A 15,217-nucleotide genomic window follows, 5' to 3' on the forward strand; every position below is an offset into this window, starting at 1 on the left:
GAGAGCATGGGTTCCACATCGGACCAGACCCTGAACAAAACCGCTTTCTGGAAGGCAAAACCGCTTGAGGACATGTCGTCCCGGGAGTGGGAAGCGCTGTGCGACGGTTGCGCCCGCTGTTGTCTCAACAAGCTGGAGGACTGGGACAGCGGCGAGATCGTCTGGACCAACGTCGCCTGCACGTTGCTCGATGGTGAGAGCTGCCACTGCAAGGACTATGACAACAGGGCCGCAACAGTACCCGACTGCATCCAGCTGACACCGCAAGAGGTAAGGACCCTGACCTGGTTGCCGCCAACCTGCGCCTATCGGCTCGTCGCCGAAGGAGAGGACCTTTACTGGTGGCACCCGCTGGTTTCCGGAGATCGGGAGACTGTGCACCAGGCAGGCATCTCGGTGCGGGGACGGACCGTCCCCGAAGACGGCATGGAACTGGAACAGTACGAAAACCACGTCGTCAGCTGGCCCGGAGAACATCCGGAAGAGGACTGAAAAGCACCGTCAGGCTTGGAGCAGATACGCTTCGACATGACGGCGGAGCCGTGTCTCGAGAACCGCACTGTCGGTGATCTGGTGGCTTTTGAACAGGATCGCGCCGTGAATCATGAAGGCAATCAGTCCGTCCACCATTTCTGACGGGAGCCTGTCTTTGCGCAAGGGAGGCTGAAGATCCTCCGATGCCTGCCAGAGTTCGAGAAAGGCGGCGAGTTCTGCATCCAGCGCGTCAAGTGTTTCCACAAACTCAGTGGCGCAATTCGGTTTGGTGACGCCGATATTGTCCAGGAACAGTCTCAGGATCGTGGGACTGTCAGTAATGACGGCAATCAGAGCCATCATGCGTTCCATAAGAGCATCGACCGGGCTTTGCAGCAGCGGATCCTGCGGTGCATTCTCCGCCGCGCCTGATCGCAGGGCGTCAAGGCGCTCCAGCAGGACATGCGACAAGAGCCCGTCCATGTCGCCGAAGTGGGAAAAGACGGTTCCCTTGGCCACCCCGGCCTCACTTGCAACTGCTTCCGCGGTCAGGCCCTCCAGTCCGTATTTTCGGCTCAGCTCTCTGGCTGCCCGAAGCACCCTGGCCCTGGTGGCAATGCTGCGCTGTTGCGGCTTGCGTGTCATGCGTCCCCGTTAAATTGACCGCGGTCAAATTATTCTTGATTCCCGAGCATAGTGATGTCAAAAGATGACCGTGGTCAATTTTGACTGTTTCTGAACAGGCGAGTGAAAACATGACGAGAATACTGATACTCGACGGCAACCCGGCAAAAGGCTCGTTCTGCGGCGCTCTGGCGGACGAATATGCCCGTGAAGCCGCGGGGAAGGGGCATGATGTGCGAACGCGTCATCTGAGCGAGATGGAATTCAACCCGGACTACGGCACGTCTGACTTTACCAAGGGGCCGAAACTGGAGCCTGACCTCCTCGATTTCTGGGACGATGTCACCTGGTGCGAACACATCGTGATCGTGCATCCGCTCTGGTGGGGTGGTCATCCGGCGAAGCTGAAGGGCCTGTTCGACCGAGTGCTTCTTTCGGGAAAGGCCTTCAAATACGTGGAAGGAAAGGCGCTGCCGGAAAAGCTGCTCACCGGCCGGACGGCTAAGGTTCTGGTGACCGCCGACACGCCAGGCTGGATATTCAACTGGATCTACGGTGCCGGGGTCCGAAAGCAAACGGAAAAGCAGATCCTCGCCTTCTGCGGTTTCAAACCGAGGGGTTACCATGTTTTTTCGCCGCTTCACGGATCGAAGGAAGCGGACCGTAACAAGATGCTGTCCCGGGCGGCCGGGCTCGGGAAAAAGGCGGCCTGACCGACCAGCGCTTCTGCTACCGCTGCTCTCGGCTTCTCTCTGATCGATTTGAAAGCCCTAGTCGGCGGCGGTGCCGGTCTCCTCGTGCTTCCGCGCGTTGTGAAAGACCACGTAATACTGATAGATGTTGCCGACATATTCGATGGGCTGACGGCCAATCTGCGCGGCGACGATCCACTCGACATTTCCGAACCATTTGTCCGGGTCGTATCCCTGCTGTTTCGCCTTTTCGCGCAGTTTTTCGAACCGGCTCGGGCCGGCATTGTAGGCGGCGAGCGCGAAAAAGGTCTGGTTGGCCTGCTCGTCCTTGAGGTCGGCGAAATACTGGTCAGCGATGTAGCGCAGGTATTTGACGCCCGCATGAACATTCTTGTCCGTGTCCGCTGCAATCCCCGTGATGCTGATGGGTGTGCCTTCAGCCGTAGACGGCTTGATCTGCATGAGGCCGACCGCGCCTGCGCTGCTGTGCGCCTTTGGGTCGAACTTCGATTCCTGGAAGCTCTGCGCCGCGATCAGCAGCCAGTCGAAGTCGTACTCCTTGCCGTATTTCTCGAAAAGACCGGTGAACTTTTCCAGGTTCGCCTGATAGCTCTCGTCCCGCATGTCCCGCAGGTAATCGGCTTCCTGCAGATATTTCTTGAAAATGATGTTTCCGAGCAGCGATCCCTTTTTCACCGTAGCGGCAAATCCATTGATTTCCTCAAGCAGTTTGGGCGCATTCTTGCGGACCGCGATGGCGATCTCGCCGTCGGTGCGCACCGCCGCGTCCGGGTGGATCTTGAGACCGTTCAGAACTTCCAGCCAGAGTTCCGCCTTGTGCTGATCGACGATGGTCATCGGAATTGTCCCGGCAGCGACCATCTCGAGAATGTCTTCATCTTCAAGACGTTCATCGGCGCGCTCGATGCGGATCGTCTTCGTGCCGTCGCGGGCGAACTTCCGGTTCAGATCCTCAAGGCTTTGATAGTAGGAGGCCGAGTTCCTGACATAGATGGTTTGACCGGCAAGCTCCGCCGTGGACGTCAGATCGTTCACGGTATCCAGCGTAACGGGGACCTCATGCACGTCGTTCAGAAGCGGATCGGAGAAATCTGCCAGCTTCTGGCGGTCTTCGGTGATCGTCAGGTTTCCGATGGCAATGTCGCCACGGTTGTCGGCAAGGTCCGAGAAGAGGCGTTCGCGTGGTGTCGGCATGAGCACGATTTCGAAGTCCTGGACCTTCTTTCCATAGGCCTTGTCCAGATATTTTTCGAACTCTGTCATCAGGTCGACGGAGACACCACGTTGGACGCCCTTGTCGATGAAAAAACCGGTTTTTGAAAACGGAATGAGGACACGCATGTAGCCGCGCTTGAGAATGGTGTCGAAGTCGCCGTCAAAGGGTTCGCTGAGCGTCTCCTCGAGTGTTTCTGCAAGATTTCTTTCGCTCGCCATCGAGGGCGGGCTGGAAAACGCGACAACGGCAAGGAATGTTGAAAACGAGAAAATCAAAGACTGAAAACAGCGTGTTGCAATGGCCACTGAAATATCCCCCCCAACGTCATCCAAATAGCCTTGGGGGAGTTAAGCCAATCATTCGTTGGCGATCAAGCGCTCCGGCATGTTTCAGATGACCCGGTGCTACTTCGTGAATGTGAGATCCACGGTTCCAATCGTGAAGCCGGCTTTCTTCACCTTGGCCGTATTGCGCACGGTGCGGCGGTCCACCTGGGTCAGCGTGTCGTCGAAGGAAAGAAGAAGCGGGCCGTTTTCGGTCTCAAGTTCGGCAATATAGGCGAAACGGATCGCGCCGTCGGCATCGGTCGTCACGTTGGTCGGCGCGATAACGTCAGCGCGCTGACCGATGTAGCGGCCCTCGGCGACCTTCTGGAAGAACCAGGTCTTGGTGTCCTTTTCGCCATCCTCGTAAACAAAGTCCTCCCGGAGCCGCAGCGTGAACGTGCGCGGGTTCCAGGTGCCCGTGAGATAGACCGTGAAGGGGCGGTAGACGCCAGCGATCTTGCTCTCAAAGACGCCCTTTCCGATGGTCTTGCCCCGAAAGAATTCCTCGAGCACAAGCGGCTTGGCGGCGGCCGGGATCGCCGCAACAGCAAGGGCGAAAAAGGCAATCAGCAGGTGAGGGCGGAACCTGAACATGTGGGCATGACCTTTGGACTCTTGATATGCCCAGATTACGGTCGAGGTCCTGCTTCAGATTTGTCTAGGCACCAAATTTGTCCTGCCAGGTCGGAACAGGATCTCCGGGGGCCGCAGAGGCGTTGTAGATCCCCCTGGCAATGGCGCGCGCGAGGCAGGACGCCGCGGCGGCCCCGAGCCTCACCATGTCCTCCAGGCCGCTCTCCAATTTGCGCTCACCGGTCGAGAGCGCGAACACAAGATCCCCGTCCAGAGGTGTGTGGGCAGGCCAAAGCGCCCGGGCAAGACCGTCATGCGCCATGACCGCCAGCCGCTTGGCTTCTCCCTTTGTCAGCACTGCATCCGTCGCAACGGCGGCGATGGTGGTGTTGGCACCGGCCTTGAGCGCATCAAGCTTGGTCCGCACCTCAACGGCATCGAGGGGAAAGGGGGCCGCGATCCCGCGTCCACCGAATTCGCCGTCGACCTCGAAAGGGGAGGCCCAGAAGTGAGGACCTTCGCCAATCGTTGCGCGTCCGAGCGCGTTTACAGCGACAATCGCACCTACTGTCACGCCATTGTCGAGCACCTGGGAGGCGGAGCCCAGCCCGCCCTTGAGATTTGCGGTGGTCGCGCCGGTTCCGGCTCCAACTGAGCCAAGCGCAAAATCAAGGGCAACCGCATCAAGCGCGGAACGCCCGAGATCGCGGTAGGGTGCCGCTTGCCCCCAGCTCTTGTCGCCGCCGTTCAAAAGGTCAAACAGGATGGCCGTCGGAACAATCGGAACCCTGACGGGGCCGACTTCGAAGCCGTATCCCAGTTCCGCAAGCCGTCCCTGAACGCCCGCACCTGCATCGAGGCCGAACGCGGATCCGCCGGCCAGCACGATGGCGTCGATCTTTTCAACTGTTTGCTCGGGTTCGAGCAGCGCGATTTCCCGTGTTCCTGGTGCACCGCCGTGAATTGCGACGGAGGCAACCGCCGGCTCATCGGGAAGCAGCACCGTTGCTCCCGACTTCAGATCCATGTCGGTCGCGTTGCCGATCTTGAGGCCGGGAACGTCGGTAATGAGATTGCGGGGGCCGGGCATGCGGGGAAATTCCAAACCAGAGACTGAACCGCAGTTTGGTCTGGCGGCGTTCAGGTGTCGAGGCTTTTGTAGCCTCGGCGGACATAAATCAGCGATTTGCCCGGGTCGGTCATGCGCAGGTCAACAACTGTGCCGACGATGATCGAGTGCGTGCCCATTTCCGATACCGAGTAGATCTCGCAATCGACGCTCAGGCGGGCACTGTCGAGCGCCGGGCAGCCGGTCGCCAAGCGGGTCCAATCGGCCTTTGCGAAGCGTTCCGGCATTTCGAGGTTGTCGCGGCCGGCAAAGCTGTCGGAAATGCCCTCATGGTCATCGCCTAACGTGTTCAGGCAAAAACACCTGTTTTGAAGTACCGCACTGTGCACGCGGGTCTGCCGGTTCAGGCAGATCAGAATACTGGGAGGATCGTCGCTGACCGAGCAGGCGGCTGAAACCGTTGCCCCCTGCTGCCCCCCGGGACCGTCAGTGGTGACCACATGAACCGCCGCCGCGATCCGGCTCATGGCCTCGCGGAAACTTTGCGTGTCGAGCGGCAGCCGGCCTTGCTCTGATGCGGGAATAGTCATGTTTTCGGCTCCTGGGCCGGCCTGGGCGGAATCGGTTATGGTCGCAGTGTCGAGGCCAAGTTTAGCCATATGGCTCTGGCATGCCTAGGCAAAATAGGGCGAAACACAAACCCGCAAAGACAAGGCCTGAAATTGGATCTCTTTATCCGGATTGAGATTTTTCGCCTGCGGCGATAGGGATGAACAGTAGGTGATGGAGAACCGGATGACACAGCGGAGATTGATATTCATAGCGGCTAGTCTCGCTGCCGGGCTGATCACCGGTCAGGCCAGCGCCGATATACGAATTGCAGTGGCAGGACCCATGGACGGGCAGTTCCGCGATCTTGGTGCGCAAATGCGGGCGGGCGCGGAGCAGGCGGTGTCCGACATCAACGCGGCGGGCGGCGTCAACGGTGAGAACCTTGTGCTTGAGGTTGCAGATGACGGCTGCGATGCAGACAAGGCCGTGGCGGTGGCAAACCAGCTTATCGGAAAAGACGTTGTCTTCGTTGCCGGGCACTTCTGCTTCAACGCCTCGATGCCGGCAAGCGAAGTTTATGCCGGTGCCGGAATCGTTCAGATTTCGCCAGGAACGACATTGCCGAAATTCACCGACGAACGACCCGGCGAGGGCGTGTTTCGACTGGCTCCAAGGGATGATCAGCAGGCCGAAGTCGCCGGTCGTTTTCTGGCAGATACATTCTCCGATGAACGCATCGCTCTGCTTCACGACAAGACCGCTTACGGCAAGGGTCTGCTCGACGGCGTCAAGGCGGTGATGAACGACCTGGGCAAGTCCGAGGACCTTTCTCTCGGGTTCGATGCAGGCGAGGATGACTACCGTTACCTCGTTTCGCAACTCGGCCTTGAGAATGTCGGCGTGGTATTCCTGGGCGGTTATCATCCCGAGGCGGGCCTGATCAAGCTCGAGATGAACCGGCAGGGACTTGATGCCGTGCTGGTGTCGGGCGATGCGCTAATGACAGAAGAGTTCCTGGCCGTGGCAGGTGAGGCAGGCAACGGCACGCTGCTGACCTACCCGATCGACCCGCGTGACATGGAGCAAAGCGCCGGGGTGGTGAGCGTACTGGAGGAAGCGGGGAAATCAGCAGACCGCTACTCCCTGGCAACCTATGCTGCGATCCAGGCCTGGGCACAGGCTGCGAACTCGGCAGGTGACACCGACCTTCAGGCGGTGTCCGACGCGCTCTCGACCCAGACCTTCGAGACAGTGCTCGGACCTGTCGAATTCGATGAGAAGGGGGATAGCAACCGGCCGGGCTACGTTATTTACGAATGGCGCGAGGGCGCTCCGAAATTGCGGTAAGGCCGGCCCGGGAGGTCCGGCGATCATGAGCGAAGGGGACGCAATCCGGCCGGATTTGCGTCCCCTTTCGGTTCATTCCAGGGAGATCAGGTCCGGCGACCGGTTCCGCTGATCTTGATGTTGACCTTGTCGGCATAGATCGGCAGGCCGGCTTCCATGCCATAGAAGCTGCGGAAAAAACCACCCGAGACCGTAAAGGCGACGCGTCCATTGCCCTTGTTGCCCGTGATCTGGACGTCGAGCTTGGTGCGCTTGGTCTTGCCACGCAGGGACAGAACGCCTTCGACTTCCGCAGTGTATTGGCCCGTGATCCGGATGCGTGTGCTCTGGAATTTGGCGACCGGGTACTTGGCGACGTCGAACATGGCGGAGCTTTTCAGGAAACCCGTTACCTTGTCGTTGTTGGTTTTCACGCTGGAAAGGTCGATCGTGACGTTGACCTTGCTCTTTTCCGGGCGGTTCTGATCCAGAACCATCTTGCCGGACACCTTGCTGAATTCGCCCTGCACCGGGCGGCCACCCAGAACCCGAACGGAAAAACCGGTGTCGATGTTTGCAGGTGACAGTGTGTAGGTGCCGGAAATGGAGCCGGCGGTTGCCGGCAGCGACAGACCGGCCAACAGGGCGAAAGACACAAATATCGATTTCAGGGCGCGTAGACTGTTGGCGATGTGGTCACGCCGGAAACGAATGGGGTGCATTGGACTGTTCCTTCCTTGAATTTCGGATCTCGTCTGGTTTTGCGACTTGAGACAAGGCGGCCCCGAATGCGGCCTTTCACTGCCTCTGTTCGTTCCAAATGCCGTTTCCGGGCGGTTCTTCATAGTGACGGCTGTCACACCCAACGCATCGAACGCCCACATTCTACGTCGTGCATCCGGCTCGGTTTCGCCGATGCCGCAGGTTTGAGCACGCCGTGATACGCAGATCCGGAATTAACCTTCAGTTAAGAAAGTAGAGGCTCCCAGCTTCTTTCAAGGCGGCGGACGCGGTATTTTTCTCCTCAAAACCAGGGAAAAGTCATGCGTCAATCTTCCTGTTTGCGGATCAGGGGCCTCGTTCTTGCTCTCGCCGTGTTGTTCAGTTTTCAGTTGCCGGCTACCGCCGCTGAACTGGTCGGGTTTGCCGATCACAGGTTCCGGCCCGGAACGATCGTGATCAAGAATTCCGAAAAGCTGCTCTATCTGGTTTTGCGCGGCAAACGTGCCATCCGGTACAAAGTCGCGGTTGGCAAGCCACGCAAGGCCTGGACAGGCCAGGCACAGATCACGGCAAAGTATGTTCGCCCCGACTGGTCACCCTCGCCGGAGGTGCGCCGGGATTTCCCGCATCTGCCAGACGTCATCCGGGGGGGCGCACCGAACAATCCCATGGGTTCCGCCGCCATGACACTTTCCAACGGCAACTACGCCATTCACGGCACGAACCGGCCGGGTTCGATCGGGCGGGCCGTGTCCTACGGCTGCATCCGCATGGCGAATGCCGATATCGAGGACCTGTTTCAGAGGGTCGGCGTCAGGACGCCTGTCGTGGCGCTTCCCTGACGGGCCCAAATCAATTTGCGAGACCGTCGCAGAGACAGCATGCCGCATTTAGTTTCGAAAGTATGAAACTAAGATTGCCAGCGGGTTTCCAGAAACCCAGCATAAGTCCCTGCCGGTTCCAGGTGCCCCAACGCAGAACCGGCAGGGTTCTTGCCCCACGCGACGTTTCAGGCGGCGCTCGTTACATCTTGCGACAAATCCGGCCACGATCCGGGATATGTGTGCGACATCTCACGTGTAGCCTGATTGGATCAAGGGTTGATTCAACAGGTGGGTAGAGCGGGTGTCGGCTTTCAAAAACATACTCAATTCCAGAGCGTTCATCTGGGGTCTGCTGGCATTGCCGTCGATCCCGATGGTGCTGGCGCTGGTAAATGGCGCCGTGTCCGACGATGGGCGCCCGGCGACTGAATTTCTGCTGCATCCGACAGGGGAATTCGCGGCGCGTTTCATGATCATCTCGATGATCATTTCTCCCTTTCGGCTGATGTTCCCGAAAAACGCATTCTGGTACTGGATGTTGCGCAGGCGGCGCTACTTCGGCGTAGCGGCGTTTCTCTATGCGGCACTTCATACGGTTCTCTACATTGTCGATATGGGCTCATTGCAGGCCATCTTCGGCGAATTCTGGGCGCTCGGTATCTGGACCGGCTGGCTGGCTTTCTTCGTTTTCGTTCCAATGGCAGCCACGTCGAATGATGCTTCCGTGAGGCGGCTTGGTAGATACTGGAAGCCCTTGCAACGCTTCGGCTATCTGGCCGCGGTGATGACGCTTCTTCACTGGATGTTTGTACACAACGAGTTCGGCCCGGCCCTGGTTCACTTTGTGCCACTCGCTTTGCTTGAAGCCTACCGGGTCTACCGTTTCTACAATCCCGCACCTGAACCGACTGCGGCCTGACCGGAAACCCTGACTCTGAGAGGATGAAACGATGAACTTCACGCTTCACACAGCAACGTCGCTGCTGACCTGCTTTTTCTCTTTTCCGGTTTGCGCAACGGGCATGTTCGAATGCGAGGCAACCGAAAAATCGGCATGGCTTTCCGAGCGGCAGGTTACGGAACGACTCGTCAGTGAAGGCTGGCAGGTGCGCCGGATGAAGGAAGACGGCGGTTGCTGGGAGGTTTACGGAACGACGCCTGAAGGACAGCGGGTCGAGGTTTATGTGCATCCGGTGTCGGGAGAAGTGCTGCTCATCAATCAGCGCGGCACCATCCTCTACCGCAAGGAAAGCTAGGGTAAAGCCATTTCTGCCGCCAAATCGGCTTGATTCATGGGTCCATCACCCAGGCTAGAGCCACCTGCGGGGAACGTTTGCCGCGCTTTTGCGCTGGTCTCCGGAAAGGGCATTTGCGAGGTCCGAAACCGCGTCGAGTGAATGCGCGGCGCGGAATTCATCGACATGGGGCAGCATGGCCCGGATGCCCTTTGCCTTCGCCTCGAACCCGTCAAATCGCAGCAACGGGTTGAGCCAGATCAGATGCCGACAGGACCGGTGCAGGCGATCCATCTCGCGCGCCAGATCCTCGTCGGTGTCTCTTTCAAGCCCGTCCGTGATCAGGAGGACGGTTGGTTTCCCGGACAGGACCCGGCGCGACCAGTGCTTGTTGAAGTCATGCAGTGCCGATGCGATCCGCGTTCCGCCGGACCAGTCCTCGACGCCGGCTGAGCAGGCTTCAAGTGCCTCGTCCGGATCCTTCATGCGCAATTGCCGGGTGACGTTCGTCAGCCTGGTGCCGAACAGGAACGTGTGCACGTCCCGGCGCTCGGCGGTCATGGCGTGCAGGAAATGCAGGAGCAGGCGCGAGTACTGGCTCATCGACCCGGAAATGTCGCACAGCGCGACCAGTGGCGGCCGCTTCTCGGCAGGCTTTCTGAATTTCAGGTCGATGAATTCACCGCCGGCGCGCATGGAGGCGCGCAGTGTCTTGCGTGGGTCGACGCGGCCCCGCGGTGCAGCCGTCAAGCGGCGCAATCTTATCTTGTCCATGGGCATGGCCATGGACCGCAGCACCTGTTTGGCCGTGGCGACTTCTTCCGCCGTCATCTGGGCAAAGTCCTTGGTCTGCAGCAGTTCCTTGCCGGAGACGGTAAACTTCGCATCCACCTCTATTTCCGGCACGGTTTCCTCCGCAACCCGTTCCTTTGCGGCCTGGAAGGCTTGCGAAACGCGGGTCTGACCGGCTTTGGGTTTTTCCGGTGCGCCGCGGGGCGGGGCGACGGGCGAGAGGATTGACAGCATCTTCTCGATCAGGCCGCGGCTTTGCCAGTAGATCCTGAAGGCTTCGTCGAACAGGACCTTGTGTTCGCGTTTGCGGACGAAAACCGAATGCAGCGTCCAGTACAGATCGTCCCGGTTTTCTATTCCCGAAACTTCGACCGCGCTGACGGCATCGACAACCGACGCCGGCCCGACCGGGACGCCTGCCTTGCGCAGCGTCCTTGCGAAATAGACGATATTGTCGGTTATCCGGGAGCGGACTTCGCTGGTTGCCATGGCTGAGGCGCTCAAACTGCCGGCATCGATTGAACCTGCGGCACGTCCTTGCGGATCTCGTCGATCATGTGACGGACCTTGGAGCCGCGCACCCTTTCGATGTCGTCCTGGTATTTCAGGAGAACGCCGAGCGTGTCGGATGCAAGATCGGGATCAAGCGCAATTTCGTTGAGTTCGGACAACGCCGTCGCCCAGTCCAGGGTTTCTGCCACACCCGGTTGCTTGAATAGGTCTTCATCCGCCCGGAGCTTCTGGACAAATGCGACCACCTCGTGGGCCAGCCGCTCGGCTGCACCCGGCACTTTTCTGCGCACGATTTCCAGTTCACGCTCGGCATCCGGATAGTCGACCCAATGATAAAGGCAGCGGCGTTTCAGGGCGTCATGGATCTCGCGCGTCCGGTTGGTGGTGATGATCACGATGGGAGGTTCCTCGGCGCGCACGGTCCCGAGTTCGGGTATGGAAACCTGACTGTCGGCAAGCACTTCCAGCAGGAAGGCTTCAAAGGCCTCGTCGGCCCGGTCCAACTCATCGATCAAAAAGACCGGAGGGCCGCTTAACGAGGGTTCGAGCGCCTGCAGTACGGGGCGCTTGATCAGGAACCTTTCGTCGAAAATCGATTTGGAAAGGTCGGCATGTTCGGTGTCTCCAGAAGCTTCTGCAACGCGGATTTCAACCATCTGGGCCTGGTAATTCCATTCATAGACGGCGGACGCGACGTCGAGGCCCTCGTAACACTGCAGCCGGATCAGGTCGCGTCCGAGTGTGGTGGAAAGGACCTTGGCAATCTCGGTCTTGCCGACACCGGCTTCACCTTCGAGAAACAAGGGCCGCTTCATCTTGAGCGCAAGGTGCAGGACGGTCGCCAGAGATCTGTCCGCGACATACCCCGCCTGATCCATGAGATGAAGCGTATCGTCGATGGAAGCGGGAAGGGGCGTCGGGCTCATGGCGTCTCCTGGGCGTTCGTTTTCTTGCATCATATAGGCCGGACAACAACAAGGTCAGCCCGGACCAAAGTACGGCAAGGTTGAGAGACCTGGATCAAACCGGTTTTCTGGCCGCCTGAAGGACCTAGCACGCGGTGCTTGCCGGTCATACCCTCTTGAAACCGATGTCGAGGGCATCAGGGGATGACCTAATGTGCAGGGGCTTTCCAACCGACTATGATTCCCACTCGCGATTCGAGGGAGGAAAATGCCGTGGCAGGACGCAAACTGGTTCTCATGAGCACCGTGATTACGCTGGCAGGATATGCAGCGCATGCATCCGATGGGGCGTATCCGTCTGACCCGGCAAGCCTCGCGACCGGCGAAGAGCTTGCTCAGATCCATTGCGCCACCTGTCATGCGGTCGGCACAGAAGATGTCAGCGCACAGCCGGGCGCGCCCGCATTCAGGGATCTGTCGAAACTCTATCCGCTCGAAAGCCTCGAAGAGCCGCTTGCGGAGGGTATCGTGACTGGCCACGAAAACATGCCGGAAGTTGCGTTTGAGGCTGACGACATCGATGCTTTCCTTGGGTACCTGACACTGATCCAGAGCCGCTGAAATTCTAATCAAGCCTTCAAAGCAAATTGTTAGCAGTTGTTCTTGAATGCTGCTAAAGTGCTGTTTGTAAACAGGAATTACCAAAAAGTCGGGTTTGGTTAACCGCTGTTCCGTGACACTCTTTCTTGGCAACAAAGAAAGGATTGGCATGAAAACCAGCTCAGACTTTGAAAAGCGCTTCCTGGGATATGGCCTGTTGACGGCCGAGATCCTGTACCGGCTCCCCGATCATCCCAAATTCCTGCAAAGCTTTCTGTGGCAGACGGAGGACCTTGCGCCACAATTTCCCGAACTGACCAAATTCCTGGATTTCTGGGAACGCGAAATCGAAGGGCGTATTCATTCCGTTCGCGTCGCCCATCAAAATCTTATCGACCCTGTTGATTTCCGCTTCGCCGACGGTGAGATCCAGATGCACTGAAGGCGTTCATGCTCAACGTGCGGTGAGACCCAGTCCAAGTCCGTCACGCATGACAGTCCGGGACTGGCTCGTGAAGTCCGATCCGCTGCCTTCGTGCAGGACAAAGCCCGGCAACAGTCTCAGCGGAGCCTTGCTTGCGCGGATCGACCGCACGATGACGCGTGTCGCGGGAGCTTCGGAGCGGGGGCGAAGCGGGATAACGTCGGTCGCGCCGAAACGTCCTTTGAGAACCGTCAGAAGTTCCTGCAGGCCGTCAGCCCGGAAGATGACCGTCAGGCTGCCACCCTCGCGAACGATGTCGGTCGCGGTCTTCGCCCAGGGCTCAAGACCTCTCTCATCCAGCATATGTGCGTCCGCGCGTGCCGCGTTGGGTGATGCGCGAAACCTGTCTGCCTCGTAATAGGGCGGGTTCATGATCGCGTGATCAGCCATGGATGGGACAAGGCCGGAGGCGTGGCGAACGCTGCCCTTGGCGGTGATGTCGGCCTGAAGAAGCCGCACCCGATCGGAAAAACGCGCGTTTTCGGGATCGGACAGGCCACGTTCGGCCAGCGCCACCACGGCGTTGTCGATCTCGACAAGCGTGGCATTGATGTCCGGCAATCGTGCCGCAGCGCAAAAGCCGGCGGTTCCGACGCCCGCACCGAGATCAACGACGTGGCCTTTTGTGCCGTCAGGCAGCGCGGCGGCGAGATAGACGGCATCCAGACCTGCGCGATGGCGACCCTTCCTGTGCTGATAGACATGTACCTGGCCACCCAGGAACGCATCGCGCGTGATGGTTTCAGTATCTGCGTCTTGTGGAGAAACCATGTCAGATCTGGTCTTTGGCAGGCCGCAATTCATGCTCGAGGCCCGCATCCCGCACAAGTCCGCGCGCCTTGTGGATCTGGTCGCTGTCGACCAGGATACGCCGCGGGATCATTGCCAGCGATCCTTCCATGATGCTCATATTGCCATCTGCGACAAAATGCTTGATTCCGGCTTCGTCGAGGATCGATTCCAGGAAGGAAATGAGGACCGGATCGTTCGTTCTGACAAGTTCTTCCATATGTTTTCCGGGTTTAGCGGCCTTCGAAAGCGGGATTGCCTTAAAAACCCCTCTGGTCTGGTTTACAGCAAAATCACGTGTTTGTGGCATTTCAACAGTTTGTCATCGCGCTGGCGTCTTGCCCCGGAGCCCTTAGCGCCATATTGTCCGCTCAAATATTCGAGGAGTGCCGTAAGTGGCCGTTGTCGCAACAACATATTCTGACAGCCAGTCGCGCCGTCCAAGCATTCAACCGCTTGTCGATCTGGTATCCCCGGGGATGGCGGACGTCAATGAACTGATCCTGTCCAAGGCCGGCTCGAACGTGGAATTGATCCCGGAGATTGCCAAGCACCTCATCTCGTCTGGTGGCAAGCGCCTGCGGCCGATGCTGACGCTCGCGTTTGCCGACATGTTCGGCTACCAGGGCAGCGGTCATGTCGTGCTGGCGGCAAGCGTCGAGTTCATGCACACGGCGACGCTGCTGCATGACGATGTCGTTGACGAGAGCGATATGCGCCGGGGAAAGCTGGCCGCGCGGAAACTCTGGGGCAACCAGGCCAGTGTTCTTGTCGGTGACTACCTCCTCGGTCAGGCATTCAAGATGATGGTCGACGTGGGCTCGCTTGAGGCACTCAGGATCCTGTCGTCCGCTTCGGCCATCATTGCCGAAGGCGAAGTCCTTCAGCTTGGAGCTGCAAAGAACATAGCCACGACGGAGGCGGACTATCTGCGTGTCATCGAGGCAAAGACCGCTGCGCTCTTTGCTGCCGCAGCCGAAGTTGGTCCGGTGATCGCCAGCCAGGGCGATGCGACGAAACTGGCGGCGCGCACCTACGGTCTTGAACTCGGTTACGCATTCCAACTCGTTGATGACGCGCTCGACTATGGCGGGTCCTCGGCGGATCTCGGCAAGGAAATCGGTGACGATTTCCGGGAAGGCAAGATCACGCTTCCCGTTGTTCTGGCAGTGGCACGCGGGACCGATGGCGACAGGGCTTTCTGGAAACGATGCCTTGAAGGCGAGGATGTCGAAGACGGTGACCTGGAACAGGCAATCGAACTCCTGAAAAGGTATGATGCCCTTTCGGAAACCGTGATCCGTGCGCGTGCCTATGGCGACAAGGCCCTCAAAGCGCTCGAGACGCTGCCGCAGGGCCCCTACAACGACGCGCTGGCTGACACGGTCGCCTTCTGTATATCGCGCGTCAGCTAAGCAATCCATTTTCGTGGCGGGCTGCTTGCGAAGCGAGCGCCCCGGCTGGATCTAGCGCAGCTGA

General features: G+C 58.9%; 19 protein-coding genes. 9 read left to right on the forward strand and 10 right to left on the reverse strand.

What is annotated here, in order from left to right; all coding sequences use genetic code 11:
- The first annotated feature begins 6 nt into the window (after positions 1-6).
- Positions 7-492, forward strand: coding sequence for a YcgN family cysteine cluster protein (locus tag RDA78_RS19210; protein ID WP_434051423.1), 486 nt, complete (start codon positions 7-9; stop codon positions 490-492).
- Positions 493-501: 9 nt separating this feature from the next.
- On the opposite strand, the gene RDA78_RS19215 is transcribed toward RDA78_RS19210, so the two are convergent.
- Positions 502-1,119, reverse strand: coding sequence for a TetR/AcrR family transcriptional regulator (locus RDA78_RS19215; RefSeq protein ID WP_434051424.1), 618 nt, complete (start codon positions 1,117-1,119; stop codon positions 502-504).
- Between the two features lie 110 nt (positions 1,120-1,229).
- Between RDA78_RS19215 and RDA78_RS19220 the strand changes: the two genes are divergently transcribed.
- Positions 1,230-1,811 carry an NAD(P)H-dependent oxidoreductase gene (locus RDA78_RS19220; protein WP_434051425.1) on the forward strand — a complete coding sequence of 194 codons (582 nt, stop codon included), beginning with the start codon at positions 1,230-1,232 and terminating at the stop codon, positions 1,809-1,811.
- 57 nt (positions 1,812-1,868) lie between these two features.
- Here RDA78_RS19220 and RDA78_RS19225 read toward each other — a convergent pair whose 3' ends face one another.
- The 4 genes from RDA78_RS19225 to RDA78_RS19240 form a co-directional block, all read right to left on the reverse strand.
- Complete coding sequence (locus RDA78_RS19225) at positions 1,869-3,332, reverse strand: transglycosylase SLT domain-containing protein (protein WP_434051426.1); 1,464 nt, start codon at positions 3,330-3,332, stop codon at positions 1,869-1,871.
- Positions 3,333-3,431: 99 nt separating this feature from the next.
- On the reverse strand, positions 3,432-3,947 hold the full coding sequence (locus tag RDA78_RS19230) for a DUF3833 family protein (protein WP_434051427.1): 516 nt from the start codon (positions 3,945-3,947) through the stop codon (positions 3,432-3,434).
- 64 nt (positions 3,948-4,011) lie between these two features.
- On the reverse strand, positions 4,012-5,016 hold the full coding sequence (locus RDA78_RS19235) for a P1 family peptidase (protein WP_434051428.1): 1,005 nt from the start codon (positions 5,014-5,016) through the stop codon (positions 4,012-4,014).
- 50 nt (positions 5,017-5,066) lie between these two features.
- Entirely contained in the window at positions 5,067-5,585 is a 519-nt protein-coding gene (locus tag RDA78_RS19240) for a flavin reductase (protein WP_434051429.1), read from the reverse strand.
- Positions 5,586-5,790: 205 nt separating this feature from the next.
- Here RDA78_RS19240 and RDA78_RS19245 point away from each other — a divergent pair, with 205 nt between their 5' ends.
- Positions 5,791-6,894: a branched-chain amino acid ABC transporter substrate-binding protein gene (locus RDA78_RS19245; protein ID WP_434051430.1), complete on the forward strand. Its 1,104-nt coding sequence runs from the start codon at positions 5,791-5,793 to the stop codon at positions 6,892-6,894.
- Between the two features lie 86 nt (positions 6,895-6,980).
- On the opposite strand, the gene RDA78_RS19250 is transcribed toward RDA78_RS19245, so the two are convergent.
- Complete coding sequence (locus tag RDA78_RS19250; RefSeq protein ID WP_434051431.1) at positions 6,981-7,595, reverse strand: YceI family protein; 615 nt, start codon at positions 7,593-7,595, stop codon at positions 6,981-6,983.
- A 321-nt stretch (positions 7,596-7,916) separates the two neighbouring features.
- Between RDA78_RS19250 and RDA78_RS19255 the strand changes: the two genes are divergently transcribed.
- The 3 genes from RDA78_RS19255 (at position 7,917) to RDA78_RS19265 (ending at position 9,676) form a co-directional block, all read left to right on the forward strand.
- Positions 7,917-8,438: a L,D-transpeptidase gene (locus tag RDA78_RS19255; RefSeq protein ID WP_434051432.1), complete on the forward strand. Its 522-nt coding sequence runs from the start codon at positions 7,917-7,919 to the stop codon at positions 8,436-8,438.
- 283 nt (positions 8,439-8,721) lie between these two features.
- Positions 8,722-9,339 carry a sulfite oxidase heme-binding subunit YedZ gene (locus RDA78_RS19260; RefSeq protein ID WP_434051433.1) on the forward strand — a complete coding sequence of 206 codons (618 nt, stop codon included), beginning with the start codon at positions 8,722-8,724 and terminating at the stop codon, positions 9,337-9,339.
- Between the two features lie 31 nt (positions 9,340-9,370).
- Positions 9,371-9,676 carry a PepSY domain-containing protein gene (locus RDA78_RS19265; RefSeq protein ID WP_434051434.1) on the forward strand — a complete coding sequence of 102 codons (306 nt, stop codon included), beginning with the start codon at positions 9,371-9,373 and terminating at the stop codon, positions 9,674-9,676.
- A gap of 54 nt (positions 9,677-9,730) precedes the next feature.
- Here the strand turns inward: RDA78_RS19265 and RDA78_RS19270 are convergent, their stop codons facing one another.
- Both RDA78_RS19270 and RDA78_RS19275 read right to left on the reverse strand, forming a co-directional pair.
- A complete protein-coding gene (locus RDA78_RS19270) occupies positions 9,731-10,936 on the reverse strand; it encodes a vWA domain-containing protein (protein ID WP_434051435.1) in 1,206 nt (401 codons plus the stop codon).
- Between the two features lie 11 nt (positions 10,937-10,947).
- Complete coding sequence (locus RDA78_RS19275) at positions 10,948-11,886, reverse strand: AAA family ATPase (RefSeq protein ID WP_434051436.1); 939 nt, start codon at positions 11,884-11,886, stop codon at positions 10,948-10,950.
- Between the two features lie 252 nt (positions 11,887-12,138).
- On the opposite strand from RDA78_RS19275, the gene RDA78_RS19280 reads away from it, so the two are divergent.
- Positions 12,139-12,486 (forward strand): c-type cytochrome, encoded by a 348-nt coding sequence (locus RDA78_RS19280; RefSeq protein ID WP_434051437.1) that lies wholly within the window; start codon positions 12,139-12,141, stop codon positions 12,484-12,486.
- 148 nt (positions 12,487-12,634) lie between these two features.
- Complete coding sequence (locus tag RDA78_RS19285; protein ID WP_421983555.1) at positions 12,635-12,907, forward strand: usg protein; 273 nt, start codon at positions 12,635-12,637, stop codon at positions 12,905-12,907.
- 12 nt (positions 12,908-12,919) lie between these two features.
- On the opposite strand, the gene RDA78_RS19290 is transcribed toward RDA78_RS19285, so the two are convergent.
- Together RDA78_RS19290 and RDA78_RS19295 are read right to left on the reverse strand one after the other, a co-directional pair.
- The gene (locus RDA78_RS19290; protein ID WP_434051438.1) at positions 12,920-13,720 is read right to left on the reverse strand and encodes a tRNA1(Val) (adenine(37)-N6)-methyltransferase; all 801 of its coding nucleotides are present in this window, start codon (positions 13,718-13,720) and stop codon (positions 12,920-12,922) included.
- Between the two features lies 1 nt (position 13,721).
- On the reverse strand, positions 13,722-13,958 hold the full coding sequence (locus RDA78_RS19295; RefSeq protein ID WP_434051439.1) for a DUF2007 domain-containing protein: 237 nt from the start codon (positions 13,956-13,958) through the stop codon (positions 13,722-13,724).
- A gap of 175 nt (positions 13,959-14,133) precedes the next feature.
- On the opposite strand from RDA78_RS19295, the gene RDA78_RS19300 reads away from it, so the two are divergent.
- Positions 14,134-15,153 (forward strand): polyprenyl synthetase family protein, encoded by a 1,020-nt coding sequence (locus RDA78_RS19300; RefSeq protein ID WP_434051440.1) that lies wholly within the window; start codon positions 14,134-14,136, stop codon positions 15,151-15,153.
- Positions 15,154-15,217 lie beyond the last annotated feature (64 nt).

Origin of the sequence: Roseibium sp. (assembly GCF_051016195.1) — a bacterium.
In the GTDB taxonomy this organism is placed as follows: Bacteria; Pseudomonadota; Alphaproteobacteria; order Rhizobiales; family Stappiaceae; genus Roseibium.

Coding starts and splice junctions, on each gene's coding strand:
- RDA78_RS19230 (WP_434051427.1), bottom strand. CDS start 3,947: ATGTTCAGGTTCCGCCCTCACCTGCTGATTGCCTTTTTCGCCCTTGCT.
- RDA78_RS19215 (WP_434051424.1), bottom strand. CDS start 1,119: ATGACACGCAAGCCGCAACAGCGCAGCATTGCCACCAGGGCCAGGGTG.
- RDA78_RS19210 (WP_434051423.1), top strand. CDS start 7: ATGGGTTCCACATCGGACCAGACCCTGAACAAAACCGCTTTCTGGAAG.
- RDA78_RS19240 (WP_434051429.1), bottom strand. CDS start 5,585: ATGACTATTCCCGCATCAGAGCAAGGCCGGCTGCCGCTCGACACGCAA.
- RDA78_RS19235 (WP_434051428.1), bottom strand. CDS start 5,016: ATGCCCGGCCCCCGCAATCTCATTACCGACGTTCCCGGCCTCAAGATC.
- RDA78_RS19290 (WP_434051438.1), bottom strand. CDS start 13,720: ATGGTTTCTCCACAAGACGCAGATACTGAAACCATCACGCGCGATGCG.
- RDA78_RS19250 (WP_434051431.1), bottom strand. CDS start 7,595: ATGCACCCCATTCGTTTCCGGCGTGACCACATCGCCAACAGTCTACGC.
- RDA78_RS19255 (WP_434051432.1), top strand. CDS start 7,917: ATGCGTCAATCTTCCTGTTTGCGGATCAGGGGCCTCGTTCTTGCTCTC.
- RDA78_RS19270 (WP_434051435.1), bottom strand. CDS start 10,936: ATGGCAACCAGCGAAGTCCGCTCCCGGATAACCGACAATATCGTCTAT.
- RDA78_RS19245 (WP_434051430.1), top strand. CDS start 5,791: ATGACACAGCGGAGATTGATATTCATAGCGGCTAGTCTCGCTGCCGGG.
- RDA78_RS19295 (WP_434051439.1), bottom strand. CDS start 13,958: ATGGAAGAACTTGTCAGAACGAACGATCCGGTCCTCATTTCCTTCCTG.
- RDA78_RS19275 (WP_434051436.1), bottom strand. CDS start 11,886: ATGAGCCCGACGCCCCTTCCCGCTTCCATCGACGATACGCTTCATCTC.
- RDA78_RS19285 (WP_421983555.1), top strand. CDS start 12,635: ATGAAAACCAGCTCAGACTTTGAAAAGCGCTTCCTGGGATATGGCCTG.
- RDA78_RS19265 (WP_434051434.1), top strand. CDS start 9,371: ATGAACTTCACGCTTCACACAGCAACGTCGCTGCTGACCTGCTTTTTC.
- RDA78_RS19220 (WP_434051425.1), top strand. CDS start 1,230: ATGACGAGAATACTGATACTCGACGGCAACCCGGCAAAAGGCTCGTTC.